The 18,849-nt window shown below is 48.8% G+C and carries 12 protein-coding genes; 1 reads left to right on the forward strand and 11 read right to left on the reverse strand.

The window, feature by feature from the left end:
- From ACYVJM_RS21865 to ACYVJM_RS21915, 11 genes are all read right to left on the reverse strand, one after another.
- Nucleotides 1-3,465: a SusC/RagA family TonB-linked outer membrane protein gene (locus ACYVJM_RS21865; RefSeq protein ID WP_461150362.1), complete on the reverse strand. Its 3,465-nt coding sequence runs from the start codon at nt 3,463-3,465 to the stop codon at nt 1-3.
- Nucleotides 3,466-3,661: 196 nt separating this feature from the next.
- Nucleotides 3,662-4,780 carry a FecR family protein gene (locus tag ACYVJM_RS21870; RefSeq protein WP_461150363.1) on the reverse strand — a complete coding sequence of 373 codons (1,119 nt, stop codon included), beginning with the start codon at nt 4,778-4,780 and terminating at the stop codon, nt 3,662-3,664.
- Nucleotides 4,781-4,890: 110 nt separating this feature from the next.
- Nucleotides 4,891-5,490 carry an RNA polymerase sigma factor gene (locus ACYVJM_RS21875; RefSeq protein WP_461150364.1) on the reverse strand — a complete coding sequence of 200 codons (600 nt, stop codon included), beginning with the start codon at nt 5,488-5,490 and terminating at the stop codon, nt 4,891-4,893.
- 242 nt (nt 5,491-5,732) lie between these two features.
- On the reverse strand, nt 5,733-7,133 hold the full coding sequence (locus ACYVJM_RS21880; RefSeq protein WP_461150365.1) for a DUF1593 domain-containing protein: 1,401 nt from the start codon (nt 7,131-7,133) through the stop codon (nt 5,733-5,735).
- Nucleotides 7,134-7,675: 542 nt separating this feature from the next.
- Nucleotides 7,676-8,575, reverse strand: coding sequence for a sugar phosphate isomerase/epimerase family protein (locus tag ACYVJM_RS21885; protein WP_461150366.1), 900 nt, complete (start codon nt 8,573-8,575; stop codon nt 7,676-7,678).
- Nucleotides 8,576-8,577: 2 nt separating this feature from the next.
- A complete protein-coding gene (locus ACYVJM_RS21890) occupies nt 8,578-10,290 on the reverse strand; it encodes a GMC oxidoreductase (RefSeq protein WP_461150367.1) in 1,713 nt (570 codons plus the stop codon).
- Nucleotides 10,291-10,441: 151 nt separating this feature from the next.
- Complete coding sequence (locus ACYVJM_RS21895) at nt 10,442-11,953, reverse strand: RagB/SusD family nutrient uptake outer membrane protein (protein ID WP_461150368.1); 1,512 nt, start codon at nt 11,951-11,953, stop codon at nt 10,442-10,444.
- Nucleotides 11,954-11,973: 20 nt separating this feature from the next.
- Nucleotides 11,974-15,372 carry a SusC/RagA family TonB-linked outer membrane protein gene (locus ACYVJM_RS21900; protein ID WP_461150369.1) on the reverse strand — a complete coding sequence of 1,133 codons (3,399 nt, stop codon included), beginning with the start codon at nt 15,370-15,372 and terminating at the stop codon, nt 11,974-11,976.
- Between the two features lie 24 nt (nt 15,373-15,396).
- Nucleotides 15,397-16,407, reverse strand: a complete 1,011-nt coding sequence (locus tag ACYVJM_RS21905) for a FecR family protein (RefSeq protein WP_461150370.1) — start codon at nt 16,405-16,407, stop codon at nt 15,397-15,399.
- A gap of 20 nt (nt 16,408-16,427) precedes the next feature.
- On the reverse strand, nt 16,428-17,141 hold the full coding sequence (locus tag ACYVJM_RS21910) for an RNA polymerase sigma-70 factor (protein ID WP_461150371.1): 714 nt from the start codon (nt 17,139-17,141) through the stop codon (nt 16,428-16,430).
- Nucleotides 17,142-17,636: 495 nt separating this feature from the next.
- Complete coding sequence (locus ACYVJM_RS21915) at nt 17,637-17,861, reverse strand: substrate-binding domain-containing protein (protein WP_461150372.1); 225 nt, start codon at nt 17,859-17,861, stop codon at nt 17,637-17,639.
- A 380-nt stretch (nt 17,862-18,241) separates the two neighbouring features.
- Here ACYVJM_RS21915 and ACYVJM_RS21920 point away from each other — a divergent pair, with 380 nt between their 5' ends.
- Nucleotides 18,242-18,838: a c-type cytochrome gene (locus ACYVJM_RS21920; RefSeq protein ID WP_461150373.1), complete on the forward strand. Its 597-nt coding sequence runs from the start codon at nt 18,242-18,244 to the stop codon at nt 18,836-18,838.
- The last annotated feature ends 11 nt before the right edge of the window (nt 18,839-18,849 follow it).

Below are 18,849 nucleotides of genomic sequence, written 5' to 3' on the forward strand. Positions count from 1 at the left end.
TTAAAAGTTTACGTCGATACCGGCGGAAAGAAGTGTGGTTCGGGGATACGAATAAATCGTATCAATGCCACGCCCGGTAGTAGCTGCGTTCGAGCCACTACTTCGCCCGAGTACTTCCGGGTCGAGTCCTGTGTATTTAGTGAACGTCAGTAGGTTTTGCCCTTGCACGTACACTCGAAGGCCAGACATTTTCCACTGTTTCATGAGCGAAGCCGGGAGCGTGTATCCGATCTGAACATTGCGTAATTTGAGGAAGGAGCCACTTTCAACAGCGTAATCCGAAATCCGCGTGTAGTTGGCATTGGGGTCTCGAACGTAATTACCGGAGGCATCTGTATAACCTACCCGAGGCAGATTCGTAAGGCCATTGCCATTAAAAAACGACGTATTGAAAATGTCCCGGGTTGTGTTATAATCTCCAACGAAAATCGGGGTATAAAAGCGGTTTGCATTGAAAACGTCGACGCCAGCAATCCCCTGAAACAACGCGGAGAAGTCCAGCCCTTTCCAGGCCATATTCAGCGTAATGCCATATGTCATTTTTGGCCAGGGGTTGCCAATGAAGGTTTTATCGGCTGAGGTGATTCGACCATCTCCGTTAATATCCTGAAAACGAAGATCACCTGCTCCCGTAGCCGCTGCCTGATAATATACCCCGGTGGTGGTGCCGCCAGCCGCGGCTGCTGCTTCCTGAGCCCGTTTGTTTAAGGCAGCTACGTCGGCATCACTCTGGAAAATTCCACTCGTTTTGTAGCCATAAAACTGGCCCAGTGGTTGCCCGGCCTGCGTGCGTGATACAACGCTCTCCAGGTAATCACCAGCAGGACCGTCGTTAATCGGATTGTTATTGGTACCATCTAATTTCTTTACCAAGTTGGCGTTAAAGGCAGCATTACCCGAGATTCCATAAGTAAATTCTCCGGCTTTACCCCGATAATCCACGGCAATCTCCAGGCCTTTATTGCTCATTTGCCCAATGTTCGTATAGACATTGGAACTGCCAAAACCACCGGACATCGGAACAGGAACCTGGTAAATCATGTCGTTCGTCTGACGGCTATACCAATCGACGGTAACGTTTAGGGCATTACGCAATAGACCAATATCTAAACCGATATCCGTTTGAAGCACAGATTCCCATTTAATGTCCTGATTGGCTAGCTGGGCAGTTAGCGAATACCCTTTTTGGCGGGAGCCGTCAGGAAGGCCCATACTTGTAATGGCGTTTGTTCCGCCATAGGAGTTCTGATAGGTGTACTGCGGAATGCTGCTGGTACTTCCCAGTTTACCATAGCTAGCTCGGAGCTTGAGGTTCGATACGTAGCTAAGGTTGTCCTGAATAAAAGCTTCTTCGTTCAATTTCCAACCAATGGAGGCCGAAGGAAAAACGCCGAATTTATTAGCAGGGCCGAAGCGATCAGAGCCATCCCGACGAACCGTTGCGGTTATCAGGTATTTGTTGGCGTAGGCGTAATTGACTCGTCCAAATTGAGATAGCAACCGAACCTGTGGGAATTCGCCACCACTGGATACGTAACTGCTGGGGTTGGCTGTTAACCCTAGGTTATACGTTACGTAGGGAAAACTCTGAGCCTCGCCGTGTAAGGAACTCAGGTCTGATTTATACGCTTCATAACCGGCCAGTACTTTGAATTCGTTTAGGCCAATTGTGCGCCCATACGTCAGAACAAAGTTGGCCGTGAAGTTTCGCTGATTATTAATATCGCGGCTTAGAAACGCATTTCTGTTGGCGACGGTGCCGTAGTCATATGCTTCCGTGAACCTGTAATTCTTTACGTTATAGATCGACGCCCCGAATGTAGACCGGAGATTGAGGCCTTTTACGATTTCCCAATCGGCATATAAATTACCCTCCAGTGCATATTGTTCATTCAGGGTATGGTTCTGGTATTCCTGACCGACAAGATTTGGCCCGGTAAAAAAAGTGCCTGTTTTGGCCCATCCACCGAGCGGGTTTGTTGGGTCATAGATGGGAACGACGGGTGCCGACCGAAACGGATACGTACTAGTTACGACCGGATTATTACCGGTCTTCCAAGCATAAAGCGTTTCGCCTACTTTCAGTTTATTATTGATTTTGAAATCGGCATTCGAGCGAATCCCATAGCGCTCAAACCAGTTATCGATTAACGTTCCTCCCTCCCGTTGATAGTTGGCCGATAAATAATAATTAGTTTTAGCCGTAGCGCCGGATAACGACAATGAATAGCTCTGGTCCGATCCGTTTGTGTACAGATCCTTCACCCAGTCATTGTCGGGTAACGTATTTGGATCACCCCATCCACTTGTGCTAACCCCAAACGCTTTCTTAGCGGTAACATAGTCGGGCGTATTCAGAAGCTTATATAGATTCCGGGGTTGACGAACACCGTAGTAGGCGTTAAAATTGATTTTCATTTTATCCGTGCCACTCCCCCGTTTGGTCGTTACCAGTACGACGCCACCAGCCGCCTGAGCTCCGTATATAGAAGCCGCACTGGCATCTTTAAGAATTTCAATCGATTCGACATCCTGCAAATTGAAGTTGTTTCCAGCCGACATCCGAATACCATCCACAATGTAAAGGGGTGACATCCCCCCAATGGAACCTACTCCCCGGATAACAATGTCGGAACTGGCACCAGGCGATCCGTCGTTACGTGTCACTTGTACACCAGCAGCACGCCCCTGCAGGGCTTCATTGATACTGCGAACAGGCAGGTTTTTTACGTCTTCTGCTTTCACAGACGAGATCGATCCGGTCAGGTCCGACCGCTTCTGCGTACCATACCCGACAACTACTACTTCGCTGAGGTTTTTCGTATCGGTGACTAACTTAACGCTCACATTGGTCTGATTTCCTACCGTAACTTCCTGACTTAGATACCCGACAAAACTGAAAACCAGTACGTCATCGCCCGTTAGTAAAGTCATTCTGAATAGGCCATTAGCATCCGTCGTAGTACCACGTTGCGTCCCTTTTACAACAACGCTAACCCCTGGCAGACCAGCTCCCGCTTCATCCGTAACAGCACCTGACAAGGCCCGGTCGTTGAAAGCATCAGCCGGATGGTCAAAAATACCCTGACTCGTTGGCGCTGGCGGCTCTTGATTCAGGATAATCTGTCGCCCTTTTACGTAATACGTGACCAAAAGTGGCTTCAGTAGTTTGTCCAGCACCTCACTTAGACGCAGGTTTGTTGCATTTAGCGATGTGTGATTGTTTAATTGCATAAGCGCCGACCGATAGGCAAACCGAACATCAGCCTGACGCCCCAGTTGGTGCAACACGGCTTTCACCGTCAGATTTTCCGCGTGGAGCGTAACGCGTTGATCCATAACTTGCTGTGCTTCAACCGAGCGAGCTGTAGCCAGCCCGGCGATCATGGCCGCCAAAAGCAACTGATAGACAGTGAATTTCATAAAGCTATGCAACAGACGAAGCGGTTGTCGAAGTTTTTTCATACTTTTGCTTGTTTTTTGTCTATTTAAATTAAAAAATGGGCAAAGAACCCCCTGCCTCATCCTGGATGAGGGTCTCGAAGAAGGGTGTTAATCAAGCCAGTGATGCCGGAATCATCACTGGCTTTTTTGTGTATGATCAATCTATTTTATCATAGGCAATACGTAGCAGGTTATTGATACAGGATACCCTTGGTACTTATTTACAGCCTTTACTGTTGATGATAATTTGTCCATTCTGCACCTCATACGATGCGCCGATTGTCTGGCAGACAACGTCGAGCCGCTCAAGCAAACTCTCATTGGTAAACATGAGATTTACCAAGCAGGCCGACAGGTCAGCTTTGTTGAAAAGAATTTCTATACCGTAGGCTCGCTCAAGGGCGGTAAGTACTTTGGCAACAGGAGCGTCTTCAAATACCTGTTCCTGAATACCGACTGAAGGCATTAGCGCAGCTGGCTTTTCAACTAGTGCTTTTGTTGAGCGGTTAGCCTCCAGATTGAAGATCATTTGTTGATTCGGCGTTAGTACGATGCCCTGAATCCGTCGTATACCTAATTGCTGGGCTCTTTCAAAATCCTGTTGTTTATAAACATATACTCGTCCGGTCCGTACAGCAACTGTCACGTCCTTTTCGCCCTCAAAAGCCCGCACCAGAAAACTAGTACCCAGCACTTTGGTAACGGTTTGGTTGGCGTAGATCAGAAAGGGGCTAGCTGGATTTTTTACGATGTCGAAAAACGCTTCTCCGTTCAGATAAACCGTCCGGTTAGCACCGACAAACTGCCTGGGGTAACTCAGTCGACTTTTTGGCTGGAGGCTTACCACACTACCATCGCCGAGTATGAGATTAATGGCTTTGTCTCCGTTGTTGATTTTTTCCTGAAGTTGTACTGGCGTATGTTTCGAGATATTAGAATACGACGTAGTGGCTTCCTCATGACTGATGTTCATGTAAAACCAGCCACTGATGCCAATCGTAACAGCGAGGGCTGCGGCCGCAACCCAGCGCCAGAAAGGGGTACTTTGTAGCAGCGGCACAATCGGCATAACTGATTCAGCGTCCCGGCGTTCGGCAGCATTGCTCATCAATCGCTGCAGTTCGCTGTCCAGTCGGTCGTCCGTCGCATCATCCCGATAGTGATTATCAAGAACACGTATCATTTCCTGAGCCTGCCGAACTAGATAGACCCGATCAGGATGCTGAACCAGCCATTGCTCCCAAAAGGCAGTCGCTTGTTCAGACGTGCCACTCGTCCATTGGCGAAATGACTCATCGAACAGAAAATCTTCAGCCTTATAAGCTCTATAGTCCATGTCGGAATAACTGGCAACATTATGCCTATGCTTCTATAGTGTCAGTATCGACCGGTCAATACTCAAAAAAAATGAAAAATATTTTCAGGAAGAATGCAATTTATCTCGTATTAAAGTTTCGACAGTAAAGCTACCAGCAGTGACATTAACAAATCGGGCGACCACTGGCTACGAAGTTCTTTAAACGTTCTGTATAGAAGATTTGCCACGCTTTGCCGTTCCATACCCATAATCTGCGCAATTTCGTGGTTATCTAAATTTTGGTAGAAACGCAGATACAGTATTTCCTGCTGGCGTTTGGTAAGGGTAGCCATTAGCTGATGAAGAAGGCGATTTTGTTCTGAGTGCAGTTCTTCGTCAATTATTTCATCTTCTATAGAGACCGAAAATGGCATATTGACTGGTTCAGATTCATCGAAATGAACCGCCTGGTGATGCGTTCGGATCTTCAATAGCTTATACCGAAGCGCTTTTAATAAGTACGTCTTGACAAAAATGGCATTGCCAGTCGTTTCCCGACGATCCCAGAGTTCCAGGAATAAATCCTGGATGGTGTCCCAAACCAGTTCAGAGTCAGTCGTTAACCGAAGCCCATAGTTATACAGGCTATGGTAATGGCTACGGGCTAACTCGCCCAAAGCCCTTTCATCTCCGGCTTTAAAGCGTTGCCAAAGCTCTTGATGAGCCAGTTGCCTATAATCAGTTAACATTAAACGTTTACAGGAACAAAGTTCATATCCATTGCAAGCAAAAGACGTTGACTACCTAATTATATTGGTTTATTAAGAATTTTATTTAAGTGTGTATTAAATTAATACAGATTGTCTACGCCACCGGTAAGTCTTATCCTATTGACACAAGTAGGGGTTGATCTAAATAAAATGTCGATTAGATAAAGGCTATTATGAATGGTCTTTTTTACAATATTCACAAACTTCAGCAGAGACTTGATTTAATTGGGAATTACATTCACTATAACCCGTTGGTAGCGAGTTAAACTGGGTGTGCCATTGTCGGTAACTTCTAAAATAAAATGCATTGTTTTCACTTCCGATACTGTTGGCGCTCTAAACGTTACGGCTCTATTCTTAGGATTATTCAGGATGAGTGAACTCGCATTAAGTGAGCCTACCTCCTTGTAGAACAACCAGGTATACGTCAATGTATTGTTGTCGGGGTCAGTGCCAATACCCGAGAGAACAACGTCGGTTCCTGATTTGACCGTAAGCTGATTTGGATGATTGAGGAGCACGGTAGGTGGGTGATTTGCCCTGGCATACGATTTAGCGACACACCAATCCATGCGGGCAAAGAAATCATGTTGGAAGGCGTTTCGCCACCGCCAGATCGTTGCCTGATTGCTGGTGTGATAGCTTTGGGTTATGTCACTGTAGACTTCATCCGCGGTATCAGTCCAGATTGGGCGGGTTTCGGGTTCGTACATATATTTTTTATAGGGCGGAATAGCCCACTCATATCGTCCACCCCAACTCCCATAATTGGGATGTTCAGCATCATTTAACCCGTTGTTGATCAGGCCTAAAAAGGAAGGGGTATCGCCTTCCATCAGAACCGCCACTTGAGGATATTTTTCGCCTAGTGGACCATGATTCCGGCGCACGTGCTCCTCTAAGATCTTATTGCCAACCAACGTTGAGTCAGCGCCCAGGAAACGCCCATGTATCCGGTCGCCTGAAATACCTGTCCAGGTAGCGTAGTGGTATTGTCCACCCCCATTTTCTTCAAAGCCTGGACTCACAATGTAGAAAAGGGTGGGAAAGGTTTTCCGAATCCATGGACCCGTATCATCCTGATCGGAAATGGTATAGACTCTAAGGTTGGCGATTACCTTCGAAACCGTTTGCTCTGGCTGCGTTCGCTGGAGTTTCCAAAGGGCCTGCGCCAGAACGTTGGTGCCACCCCAGGCCTGTATAAAAAGCGGCCGATTTTCATTTTTGAGCATGCTCTTTAAAAGCCAATCCGACCCTTCAGAGTCTTTTCCATCGCCTAATCCTTCTTTGCCAAAAACGGGTAACCCTTTTTTGATCACCGAATGAATGTAAGCCTCGGTCGGAAAGCCTTTTTCATGGATTTCCAGATTATCCCGGACTTTTCCGTAAGCCTGAACGATCTCGTGCAAACGCCATTCGGCAGTTTTCGTTCGCTGCCAACAGGAGGTAGTGGCAACGATACCTTCGGTGTCAAAGTGGTTCGCATAGGTTAGAAATCGAACAAAGGACATGGCATCATCTGGTTCGTTTTCAATGTCGGTCAGCACAAACACGCGCGGATTTTGGGCCTGCGAAAAATGCCAAAGCAAGAAGAATATGAAACAACTAATTCTGTTTTTCACTGGAATAGTTAGGTATTTAGGAAGGTTATAAAGATAACGTAGCTCCCCCTATAACCTTCTTAGTGTAGGCGTAAGCATGCAGGGAAGGCCGTCGATGAGGCTTTTTGCCCGAAAACTAAGGAAAGACCGCCAACTTAATGAACAATTATTTGCAACGGGTCGAGATTTTGAACCCGTCAACAGGGCGTCTTGACGTTTCCTTTCCACTGGGAGGTTGCCTACAGCATAGCGAACTACGTTCCCGGTTTGGTAAAGGTACGCGTGGTTTTCACCGTTCCTGAAGAGCCTGCTTTGCCCCGTAGCGGTTAACGTTCGGGTTACCGGGAAGCTGCCTGCTTCCTCAGAGTCCCAAATGCTGAAGCTCACGGTTTAACCTACCTTCGTATGCTACGTATAGAGTTGAACAGATGGTAAAAAATCACTGTCTCACTATTCGCTCATTCAGTTTTCCATTTGCGGACCTGATTTTTCGACGCCTTCAATCGTTAATCGGCTTGGGAAACAAACCACTTACCTCCAGCTCAGTGACAGGAAAAATTCGTCTAAAAATACGTCTGAATTGCTTTGGCGTAATCAGCGAAGGCAAGCTCTGGATCAGGAAGTTCAGGATGCCACATTTTTTCCCATTCAAAACTGTAATAGCCAGCATACTGGTTAGCTTTCAGCACGTCGATCGCTTCCCGGAGGGGAGTTTCACCTTTTCCCAGTAATGTGAGCTGCGGCTTTCCATCGACTATTTTGCCGTCTTTGACATGGGTATGACGAATGTATTTCTTCAGCGCCTGATATACCTCTTTTGGTGGCTCTTTTGTTACCGACCACATATTGAAGATGTCCCAGATCATGCCTACGTTCGGGTGCTCGGCCTGTTTCAGGATACGCAGCAGCACATCTTTTCCGACCACTTCGCCGTGCGATTCGAGCAGTACCGTTACGTTCGCCTTTTGGGCGTAATTTCCCAGTTCGAGCAAGCCTTCACCAATCAGATTTAGCGTCTGCTCGCGGTCCTGATCTTTAGGAAGATCGTTTGGGAACACCCGGACATACGGGCACGACAACTCCTGGGCCAGATCGATAAACCGCCGGGCTTCGGCCAGGTTTTTCTCCCGCTTCACCGGATCGAGGTAATGCAGGGCCGTCGAGGCTCCCAGGTTACAGATTTTTACCTTGTGGGCAGCAACCTGCTTTTTGGTCGCTGCCAGCCGGGCCGGGGTACTGAATTCCGGACAATTGGGTAAGAAAAGCTCTCCCTGCAACCCCCGTATTTCGATGGCCTCATACCCGTCGGATGCGGCTGTCGTCAGGATTTGTGCCAGCGACCATTGGGGGCATCCCAGGGTGGAGAATGACAAACGTGGTTTTGCCCCTTTCATTGAAAAGCCCATGGCCGACGTTCCGGCCAGGGCAAGTGTTGTTCTAAGGAAGGTTCGACGGGGTATCATGGCTATATATTATGCGCTTTTAGTTGTTTTACGGCGTAGTCTGCCGCCCGTGCCGTTAGGGCCATGTAAGTAAGGGAAGGGTTTTGCGTAGAGGTCGAGGTCATGCAGGCACCGTCGGTAACGAACACATTCGGACAGCTATGCAGCTGGTTCCAGCGGTTGAGCATTGACGTTTTAGGGTCTTTCCCCATCCGTACCCCACCCATCTCATGATTTTCGTTACCGGGAGTACGTTGGGTGTCTAGTTTACGGATGTTCGTAAAGCCCGCTGCGGTATACATTTCGGATAACTGATCGAAGAAGTCGTTCAACATGTTCGTGTCGTTGTCGTCGTAGGCTACCGAAATACGCAGTTGCGGAATTCCGTATGGATCAGTTAGCGTAGGGTCAAGTCGAACCCGGCTCACTTCTTTGGGAATGGTTTCTCCCATCATGCTGGCTCCCACGTTCCAGTTGCCGTAGTTCGTTTGCAGCAGTTGTTTTTTCAGGCTGACGCCTAATTCCTCGGTGTGCGGCACCGTACCGTGCCCCGCCGAGAAGGCTACGGCATAGCCCCGTAGAAAATCGGTTTCCTGTTTGTGCAGGTTTCTGAACCGGGGCATGTAGCACGCATTAGGCCGGACTCCGTCGGTCTTGAATTCCTGAAAACCATCGTACTCCGCGCTAATCCGTCCTCGGTAACTATGGAACGCGATGTATTTGCCCAGCCCGTTATAGTCGTTGCCCAGCCCGTCTGGGAAGCGGTTTGACCTTGAATTGAGCAGGATCAAATTTGTGTTCATCGTCGATGCGTTCAGGAAAATAATCCGGGCGTAATACTCGGTCATTTGGTGCGTCTGTGTATCAACGACCCGGACGCCTATTGCCCGTTTTCGCGATTCATCGTAGATGACGGAATGGACCACCGAGTGGGGCCGTAACGTCATGCGCCCGGTGCGGGCCGCCCAGGGGATGGTCGATGCGTTGCTGCTGAAATAACCACCATAGGGGCATCCCCGATCGCACAGATTCCGATGCTGACACTGCGCTCTACCCTGCTGAAAATGGATGGGCTTCGGTTTAGTCAGGTGGGCAACACGCCCGATAATGATCGGTCGGTCAGCATATCGGTTGCGCATCTTGTTCTGAAAATAGGACTCTACGCAGCTCATCTCGTGGGGCGGCAGAAACTCGCCGTCGGGCAGTTGAGGCAGGCCATCCCGATTTCCGGATACGCCGATAAAGCGTTCGACGTAACTGTACCAGGGCGCAATGTCTTTATAGCGAATGGGCCAGTCGACAGCGTAGTCATCGCGGGCTGGACCGCTGAAATCAAAGTCACTCCATCGCTGTGTCATACGCCCCCACAGTAACGAACGGCCACCTACCTGATAAGCTTTGATCCAGTCGTAGGGTTGTTCCTGTACATACGGCTGTTCAGCATCTTTGGTGAAAAAGTGAGCAGTATCTTCCCGAAATGCGTAATTCTTACTGGCAATCAAATACTCTTTACGAACCGCCAGGGGCACCTGCCCGCGGTGTTCGAGTTCCCAGGGTTGAGCCATCGTTGTTGGGTAATCGACAATGTGCTTGACGTCCCGTCCCCGCTCCAGCACCAGCGTCCGTAACCCCCGGCCGGTCAGTTCCTTGGCTGCCCACCCTCCGCTAATACCCGTACCGACCACGATGGCGTCGAAGGTTCGCTCTTTTATCGTATCAATTGCCAGATAAGTCATCTTAGTTGCCTTGCCGGGTTATAGTTGGCAGCCGCAAGAGTTGCCCCATGAATGTATTCAAAGAAAACACTTCTTAATTAATCCTACTGTCTGGTCAACGGCATCACCCATCGCCACGTTACCACGGCTGACGAAAGTTAGCGGGTATTGATTAATAACCCGGATTCTGGGTAATACTCGGATTGATGGCCATTTCGGTACTAAGGAACGGAAACAAGTAATCCCGACTGGCGTCAAAATTGAGGTGTGGCTCCAGAGAGTTAGCCCCTTTGAAGACAGCATCTCCCAATTTACGCCGTTTGATGTCGTACCACCGCTTGAACTCGAAGGCCAGTTCGAGCCGCCGTTCTTCCAGGACCAGATTGATGAAAGCCTCTTTGCTCATACCCAATGTCACATCGGCCGGGAAGCTTGTCTGGCGGCCAGCCCAGTTACGCGCCCGGCTTCGAACCTGATTGATATAACCAATGGCTTCGGCGTTTGGTCCACTATTTACTTCAGCTAACGCTTCGGCCGCCGTTAGTAGTACCTCGGCGTAGCGGAAACAAACGTAATTATGATCGGAATAACGGCCTTCGGAGTTGGCGTTACCCGGATAACGGGCAAACTTGGCAATGTGCGGGCGAGCGGCCGTTGGGAACGCGGTATAGGGCTTTACTACACCACCGATGCGCATGGAGTCTTCCAGACTTACTTTTTTCCGATAATCGCGGGCGTCCCAGCTCTGGTATACTTTTAGGGTCGGTACGGCCACACTCCAACCGTTTTGATCGGTGCCCCGAATTCCCGTCATGGCGCCCATCAGATCATCGTTTGTACTTTCGGGTCCTACTTTCTGCCCTACGAAATCGACCGCGAAAATGGTTTCTTTGAGCTGATCGGCTTTGGTAGCAATAAATAAATCCTGAAAGTCAGCTTCCAGCCGGTACCCAAATTTATCTTTATTATCAATCACCCATTTCGCTTCGGCATACGCTTTCTGATAATCACCCCGCATGAGATACACCGTCGCCAGACACGTTGCTGCCGACCCTTTTGTGGGGCGGGTACGCACATCGGCCGGTTGCTGATCGGGTAGCCACTGTTTGGCAAATTCCAAATCGCTAATGATGCGGGCGTAGACATCGTTTTCCGCCATTTTGTTAATACCCTTCACCGATTCCGGATCGGTCACGAACGCATCGATGTACGGAATGGCACCAAACATTTGGACCAGATGAACGTACGAAAAGGCCCGTACAAACCGGGCTTCGCCAATGGTTGGGTTAATTTTTTCAGGCGCCAGATTTAGTCCTTCCGCCCCATTGATGGCCGCGTTAGTCGTACTGATTACCTTGTACCAGCGGGGCCAGAAGGAAGCGACCAGTCCGTTGCTGGCATCCATGTTAAAATCGTTGGTTTGCTGACGAGCGGCCGCCGTTGTCCGGTCACCGATGTCTGCCATGTCGTCGCGGAGCATCAGGGCGGTTACGAAGTTGCGGCCGTATAGGGGTTCGGAAGCAATAAGCCCGTACGCTCCGTTGATGGCCGTTTGTACGTCTTTCGTAGTCTTGAACAAACCCTCGGGTGCCAGTACACCCAGGGGCTTTTCTTCCAGATCCGTGCAGGAAACCAGCGCACCAATCAGCACTGCCAGCAAGTATTTATTAGTTGACGTTTTCATAATCAAAGCGTTATGACTGATTAAAAGCCAATGTTTAATCCTACCGTGTATGATTTAGCGTTTGGATAACTACCGTAATCAAGTCCCAGATTTTGGTTACCGTTCGCCGAGCCGGACGAATTGTAGTTAACCTCCGGGTCGTAGCCCGGATAGTCGGTTATCGTCAGGATGTTCTGCGCACTTGCATAGATGCGCAAGCGACTGATTTTAGCCCGACTGGTGAATGACTTGGGGAAGGTGTAGCCCACCGCCAGGTTTTTTAGTCGTGCATAACTTGCGTTATAAATCCAGCGGGTCGATACCCGGCGGGTACGCGCCCCTGATGCTTTCGGTACGTTGGTATTGGTGTTCTGGGGTGTCCAGCGATTCAGGGCGTTGGTGGTAGCGTTATTGATTCCCGACAGCAGGTCCAGTTCCATGAGCGTATAGCTCAGCATATCGTTACCCTGCGATCCCTGAAAGAACAGGTTCAAGTCCAGGTTCCGCCATTTGAACTCGTTAGTCCAGCCCCAGATAAACTTCGGATTGGGATTACCAATAATGGTCCTGTCGTTGCTATTGATGGCTCCGTTGCCGTCAAGATCCCGAAACTTTTCTCCACCAGCCGTCTGTTCAAAGCCGGAGCCGGTCAGAAAAGCATCGCCGGTCTGGTAAACGCCATCGTATATCCAGCCATACATGCTACCCACCGGAGCACCTTCGCGCAGAATCTGCGTTTGATCCAGGCCAATCAGATGCCCCGGTGCCGATGAGTAGAAAATGTCTTTTCCGCCGGGTAAACTCAGCACCTTGTTGCGGTTCAGGGAAAGATTAACGTCCATATCCCAGCGGAGCGGGCCTGTCAGGTTCCGGGTTCCCAGCGTAACTTCAAATCCCTGATTCTGTAGCTTACCGATGTTTTTCAACTGACTCGTGTAGCCCGAATACTGCGGCAGTGGAACGCTGAAGAGTAAATTTGACGTAATGGTTCGGTAGTAGTCGAGTGTCAGGTTCAGCCGGTTGTTAAACAAACTAATGTCGGTGCCCAGATCGAATTGAGCCGCGGTTTCCCAGGTCAGGTCGTTGTTGGCAATGGACGACGGTGTGATGGCGTTGACGCCAACCCCGTTGATAGCCGCAAAAACCGTCGAAAAACGAGCGAGCGTCTGATAGGGTGCAATGGCCTGATTACCCGTGATGCCGTAGCTGGCCCGCCACTTCCACTGACTTACCCACGGCAGGCCCGTCATGAACGATTCGTTGCCCATGTTCCAGGCGAAGGCACCAGATGGGAAAAAGGCCCACTTGTGGTTGCGACTAAAGGTTGACGAACCATCGTAACGCGCGTTGACCGTAAGCAGATACCGATCGTTCAGGGCGTAATTGATCCGGCCGTACCAGGATGCCAGTTTCCAGTCGGTCAACCCCGAGGAGGGAGCTTGCCAGACCGATGAACTCCCCAGGTTCCAGTACGAGAGGGCATCGCTGATAAACGACTGCCCGCTACCGCCCCAGCTTTCGTTGCGGGAAGTCTGGTAGGAGAACCCGCCCACCACGCCCACGCGGTGGGCTTCACCAAACGATTTGTCGTAGGACAAGTAGTTCTCACTCTGAAACAACGTATTGCGAAAACCAGTCATTGAGGCTTCTCCCCCAACAGACGCTCCGGCATTCAGCGTGGTAGGCGTGTACATCCCTGTCCGACCGGTGTTGGTTGTCGTGCCCAACGTAGCTCTGAATTTCAGGTCGCTGCGAAGTTGGTATTCAGCAAATAAATTTCCCTGTGTCTGGTCCGTAACGTTATTGTTCTGGCGCTGGGTAGCAATAGCGAAGGGATTGTCGATCGGGTCGGAAATGGCGGCAATGGAAAATCGACCGTTGGCATCGTAAATGCCCAGGTCGGGACCAAATTTATACGCTGACGCGATTACGCCGGTACCAGCTGGTCCGCCTGATAGCTCCTGACTGACTACGCCAGCTTTGTTGCTGCGTTGTCCGAACACATTCAGACCCACCCGCAGTTTATCGGAGACTTTGATATCGATATTACTGGTGATCGAAAACCGGTTGAAATCAGAATTAATAACGATTCCTTTCTGATCGAAATACGCCCCGGAAATGTAATATTTTACATTGTCATTGCCCCCGGATAGTGAAAGCTGGTAATTCTGAATACCCCCGGGCCTGAGAATCTGGTCCTGCCAGTCGGTATTCTGCCCCCGAGATACGTAATTAGGATTGATTTCTTTGAGGTAACTCACAAACTGATCAGCATTGAGTAAGTTGAGCCGTTTGATTTCCTTCTGAAAGGAATGCGAGACATTAAAATCAATACGCGCTTTACCGCTTTTGCCCCGCTTGGTGGTGACCATCACAACCCCGTTGGCACCGCGCGACCCATAGATGGCAGTGGCTGAAGCATCTTTCAACACTTCGATCGATTCAATATCTTCCGGTGGAGGCAATGTTCCGCCGACGAAGCCATCGACTACAAAAATCGGATCGCTACTAGCGTTGATCGAATTGCCCCCCCGGATTCGCACCTTGAAACTGTTGCCTGGTTCTCCATTGTTTGCCTGAATCTGAACCCCTGCCGCCCTACCCTGCAACGCCTGTACGGCTCCTGTAGCAGGGTAAGCGGTGAGTTGTTCGCTTTTCACCGAGGCCACCGATCCTGTCAGATCACTTTTCTTAACCGTGCCGTACCCTACCACCACAATTTCGTCCAGCGCCTTATTATCGGGCACTAGCTGTACATCAACCGTTGTCCGGTTTCCGATGGCGACTTCCTGGCTCTGATAGCCTACAAAGGAGAAGACCAATGAAGTGGGTGCATCTGGCACGTTAATTCGATACCGACCATTTGCATCCGTTGTGGCTCCCCGAGTTGTATTTTTGACTACGACGCTTACACCTGGCAACTCCTCACTGGTTTCACCCGTTACAACCCCACTGATAGTCCGTTCAACCACCTGGATTGGGCTACTGACATGCGCAGTTACTGGCTGAGCCATACCCACCATTGGGAAAGTGGGCGTAGTTGAAGGGAGTGCGTTGAGCGGTTCCTGATAACTCGTTTTAGTATCCGCGCGGGTTGTCAATATTACGTAGGTCAGTTTACCCACTTTTTTAAACCGTAGACCAGCGGGTTGTAACAAACCTGTCAGGTTTTTCTCGATCGATTGACCCGATTGAAGCTGGCTTGTCCCTACTGTAATGCCTTCCAGCAGTTTCTCTTCAAAGAGGATATCAACGTTATACTGTTTTTTTACCTGCATAATCGCTTCACGTAAGGTAAGCGTATGAGACTGCGAAGGAGGAAGGCTGGTCGTGTTTTTATGAAGGTTTTGAGCCAGTAATTGGGCATGTATGAGAGGAGAATCATATAGATATCCCATCATTCCCGTTAAGAATACGAGAAGTTTTAAAGATCGAGTCATGGAAGAAAGAGAGTTATAGATTAACTAACGGATTGGCGTAAGTATGTATGTTTCCACCGATTGATCGGATGGGGTGCTTCGGCTGACTCGAACATTGAGTATTTCGGCAATTACCTGCAAAACATTGTCGGCCGATTTGGCTTGAAACGTTCCACCCAGCGTTCGTCGGGCCAGGACTGAGTCTGCCACCACTACATTGACTCCGAACTGTTCACTGATCTGATAGGCAATTACGGATACAGGGGTGTTCTCGAACATGAAACGCCCTTGCTTCCAGGCTTGAAAAGCTGATAATGGCTGCTTATGCCGTAGTGTGAGCTGACCCCTGGTTGAAAACGTAGCAACATCGCCGGGCATCATCACGACTGGCTGTGCCTTTAAATTGGTTAGCGAACGCAGCTGTACTTTTCCCTGACTTAAGACAACTTTAGACCCTCGCTCCCGGCTATACACGATAAATTCGGTTCCCAATACCTGTACTTCAAGCTGATCAGGAGTTCGGACAATGAATCGTTGATGATCAGGTAAATGCTGAATGGCAAACTCGGCTTCTCCCGCTAGCTGCACCTCACGACTGCCATTGCCGAAGCCAAACCGTGGAACTGTCAGTGAGGAATGCGCGTTCAGGCTGACCCGGCTGTTATCAGGTAATCGAATTGTCCGCACTTCGCCGTATCCGGTTTCATAATGTTTGTAAAACCATACATCACGTAGCAGAAATAATCCCAGCAATAACAACACACAAGCGGCAGCCCGGCGATAAAACTTCATGCGAATAATCTGCGGCCGAATAGGCTCTGCTACATGTGTTTCCCCCAGCCCATTGCGCTGATTCAGTTGCAGTGAGCGCGCGTACGCCTGATCAACATTTGCCGTGAATTGAGGATTTTCCCGCTCCCACTCTTCCAGCCACTGGAAATAGAGCTCCTGGTTGGCTGGCTCCCATAACCACTCCTGGATCAGTGTATTCTGCATTGGCGTAGTCTTTCCTTCAAACAGGTTCCAGATTGTTTGTTTTGACAAAAGTGGTTTCATACGGGAGCAGTCTGGTTACTCTATACGAGTGAAAAAAGTCTGTTTACCCCTTGCTCCACCATCCAGAAACTTAACATGATTAACTCCGTTACAAGGCCATAGTGTCGAAGTGCCTGCCGTAGAATGGACAATACTTTAGTGATATGTCCTTCTACCGTTTTTACGGAAATCTGTAACTCCTCGGAAATTGTTACGTTCTTCTTGCCTTCAAATCGGCTCATGATAAATACTTTTTGGCTCTGGGGCGGCAGCGACCGAACTACCTGTTCAATTTTGAGGTACAGTTCATTAAATTGCATTTCCTGTTGCGGAGTATTGGCTGTCATATTCGACATCATTTCAGAAAAATCTTCTGTTGGAGTTTCCCGGCTGAACTCTTTGCGGAGATAACTATACGCGGCATGGCGTACGGTCGTAAACAGATAAGCTCTGTATGATACAGTAATCGTGTGTTGAAGCTGTTTTTGCCAGAATTGACCAAACACATCAATGACCAGGTCTTCGGCTATGTCTTTTGCGTAAACAAACCTCACAGCATGGTTACAAAGTGGTTGGTAGTACCGCTTAAAGAGCAATTCATACCCTTTACGGGAATCTATTTCAAACGTTTGCCGAATAAACAGCTCCGAGTCAATGAATGCGGGTCTGCCTCCAGCTGAATCCTCCAGCTCTAGCCGTGGTCCTTGTTGTCGATCAGAATGAGAAGGTTTTTCTGGTTGAGTATAACGGTCCATGCAACAAGCAGTCAGAGGAGTTTACTCATAAGAGTGTTTTAAAGCCCCTATACCCTTGCTTTAATGACAGCATATTTTAAAAAAAATCTACGAATTATGATAAATGGCTTTCCCATCATAAGGACGTTAATTACCTTTTTTCAATTCGAATGAGTATGTGTTCTCCCAGCTCTTATCGAATAATTGCGATAAAGTACTGTGTCTCTATCACATTAACGAGTTTATATATTTAGTTAAATCCTCCCAGGTGAGACGAATGAGCATTCATTGTCTAATCAATCGTTCGGACTTCTATTGAATTGGATATACAAACCTTTCAGCCTTGTTTGTGCATATCCGTTTATGTTCACTATCACTGTAAATTATAGAGTTACTGCTAAGGCAATGGATGGGCCAAAATGGACCGGTTTTATCTAAATCCTAAGTTCCTGTCTATGAGCCTACGAACTGTACCTGGATACCTGATTAGTTCAGGGATAAATCTTGCTGAAAAGATTATCTCTTACCTATTTCATTTAGGGTTGATTCTCGAATAATTAACTGCGTATTCAGTACGTGGGTTTCGGGAATAAACCGCTGCCCTTCAGTAATCTGGCGCATGAGTAGTTCGGCCGCCAGTCTGCCCATTTCGTGAATCGGCTGCACAACGGCGGTCATGGGGGGCGTCACAAAGGCGCTGTGTGGAGCGTTGGAGAAACCTACGAGCGAAATATCGTCCAATTCAACTTGAGACTTCCTGCGCACATTCTACCAGTCGGCACCCTCATTTCATAGCCTACAGATTGACAAATGATTTCATGTGCACTTATTAAGTATAGCACTGATTAGTAGCGTATTCACTAATATTAAAAACTAATAATGGCAGCGCCTACCGCTCAATAATTCTTCGGGAAAAGGATTTGGAGTTCAAGGCGTTGTTATGCTACTTACAACTTAGTTACTATAAACTATAAACTATTCATCAGACTAAAGCACAAGGCATTAGGGCAATTTCGACGGTTCAATGAATCAGTGCCTTTATTCATTATTCCTGGGGCTTTACGTGAGCTAACTACTGATTTTTATACAAAGTGTTCACTTCGTTTAACCACTCGCAACACATGAAAAAACAATTCGTTGCCTCCGCATTGATCGTACTGTTTCTGAGCACCACAGGGCTGGTATCCTTTACCAGCAGGCCTACGTTAGAGCCCCCAAAGAAAGCCGTAAAAAACGCACCGTACACGAAGGCGCAACTGGAAAAAGGGAAGTACCTCGTTAAAATCATGGGTTGTGCCGACTGCCATGCGCCAAAAGTCATGACTGCCCAAGGCCCCGTTCCCGATCCCCAACTGGGGCTATCCGGCCACCCGGCTAAAATACCCGTGGGCAAAGTAACCAAAGATGTTCTGACCGACTGGGTGTTGTTTCATCCAATGAACACTATTGCTGTGGGGCCATGGGGCGTGTCGTTTGCGGCAAACCTGACTCCGGATGCCACCGGCATTGGCAACTGGACCGAAGAACAGTTTATCATTGCTCTGACGGAAGGGAAAAGTAAAGGGCTCCGCACCGCTCGTCCATTGCTGCCCCCTATGCCATGGCCTAATTATGCAGACATGAAAAAGGAAGACCTGGTAGCCATTTTCGCGTACATGAAAAGCTGCAAACCCGTTGAAAATCTGGTTCCGCAGCCCATCGGCCCCGATAAACTGTAGCGGCTACGTTA

The organism is Spirosoma pulveris (assembly GCF_054781875.1).

Bases quoted from the DNA above. Each gene is read 5' to 3' on its own strand.
- ACYVJM_RS21865 (WP_461150362.1), bottom strand. From the start codon at position 3,465: ATGAAAAAACTTCGACAACCGCTTCGTCTGTTGCATAGCTTTATGAAA.
- ACYVJM_RS21870 (WP_461150363.1), bottom strand. From the start codon at position 4,780: ATGGACTATAGAGCTTATAAGGCTGAAGATTTTCTGTTCGATGAGTCA.
- ACYVJM_RS21875 (WP_461150364.1), bottom strand. From the start codon at position 5,490: ATGTTAACTGATTATAGGCAACTGGCTCATCAAGAGCTTTGGCAACGC.
- ACYVJM_RS21885 (WP_461150366.1), bottom strand. From the start codon at position 8,575: ATGATACCCCGTCGAACCTTCCTTAGAACAACACTTGCCCTGGCCGGA.
- ACYVJM_RS21890 (WP_461150367.1), bottom strand. From the start codon at position 10,290: ATGACTTATCTGGCAATTGATACGATAAAAGAGCGAACCTTCGACGCC.
- ACYVJM_RS21895 (WP_461150368.1), bottom strand. From the start codon at position 11,953: ATGAAAACGTCAACTAATAAATACTTGCTGGCAGTGCTGATTGGTGCG.
- ACYVJM_RS21900 (WP_461150369.1), bottom strand. From the start codon at position 15,372: ATGACTCGATCTTTAAAACTTCTCGTATTCTTAACGGGAATGATGGGA.
- ACYVJM_RS21905 (WP_461150370.1), bottom strand. From the start codon at position 16,407: ATGAAACCACTTTTGTCAAAACAAACAATCTGGAACCTGTTTGAAGGA.
- ACYVJM_RS21910 (WP_461150371.1), bottom strand. From the start codon at position 17,141: ATGGACCGTTATACTCAACCAGAAAAACCTTCTCATTCTGATCGACAA.
- ACYVJM_RS21920 (WP_461150373.1), top strand. From the start codon at position 18,242: ATGAAAAAACAATTCGTTGCCTCCGCATTGATCGTACTGTTTCTGAGC.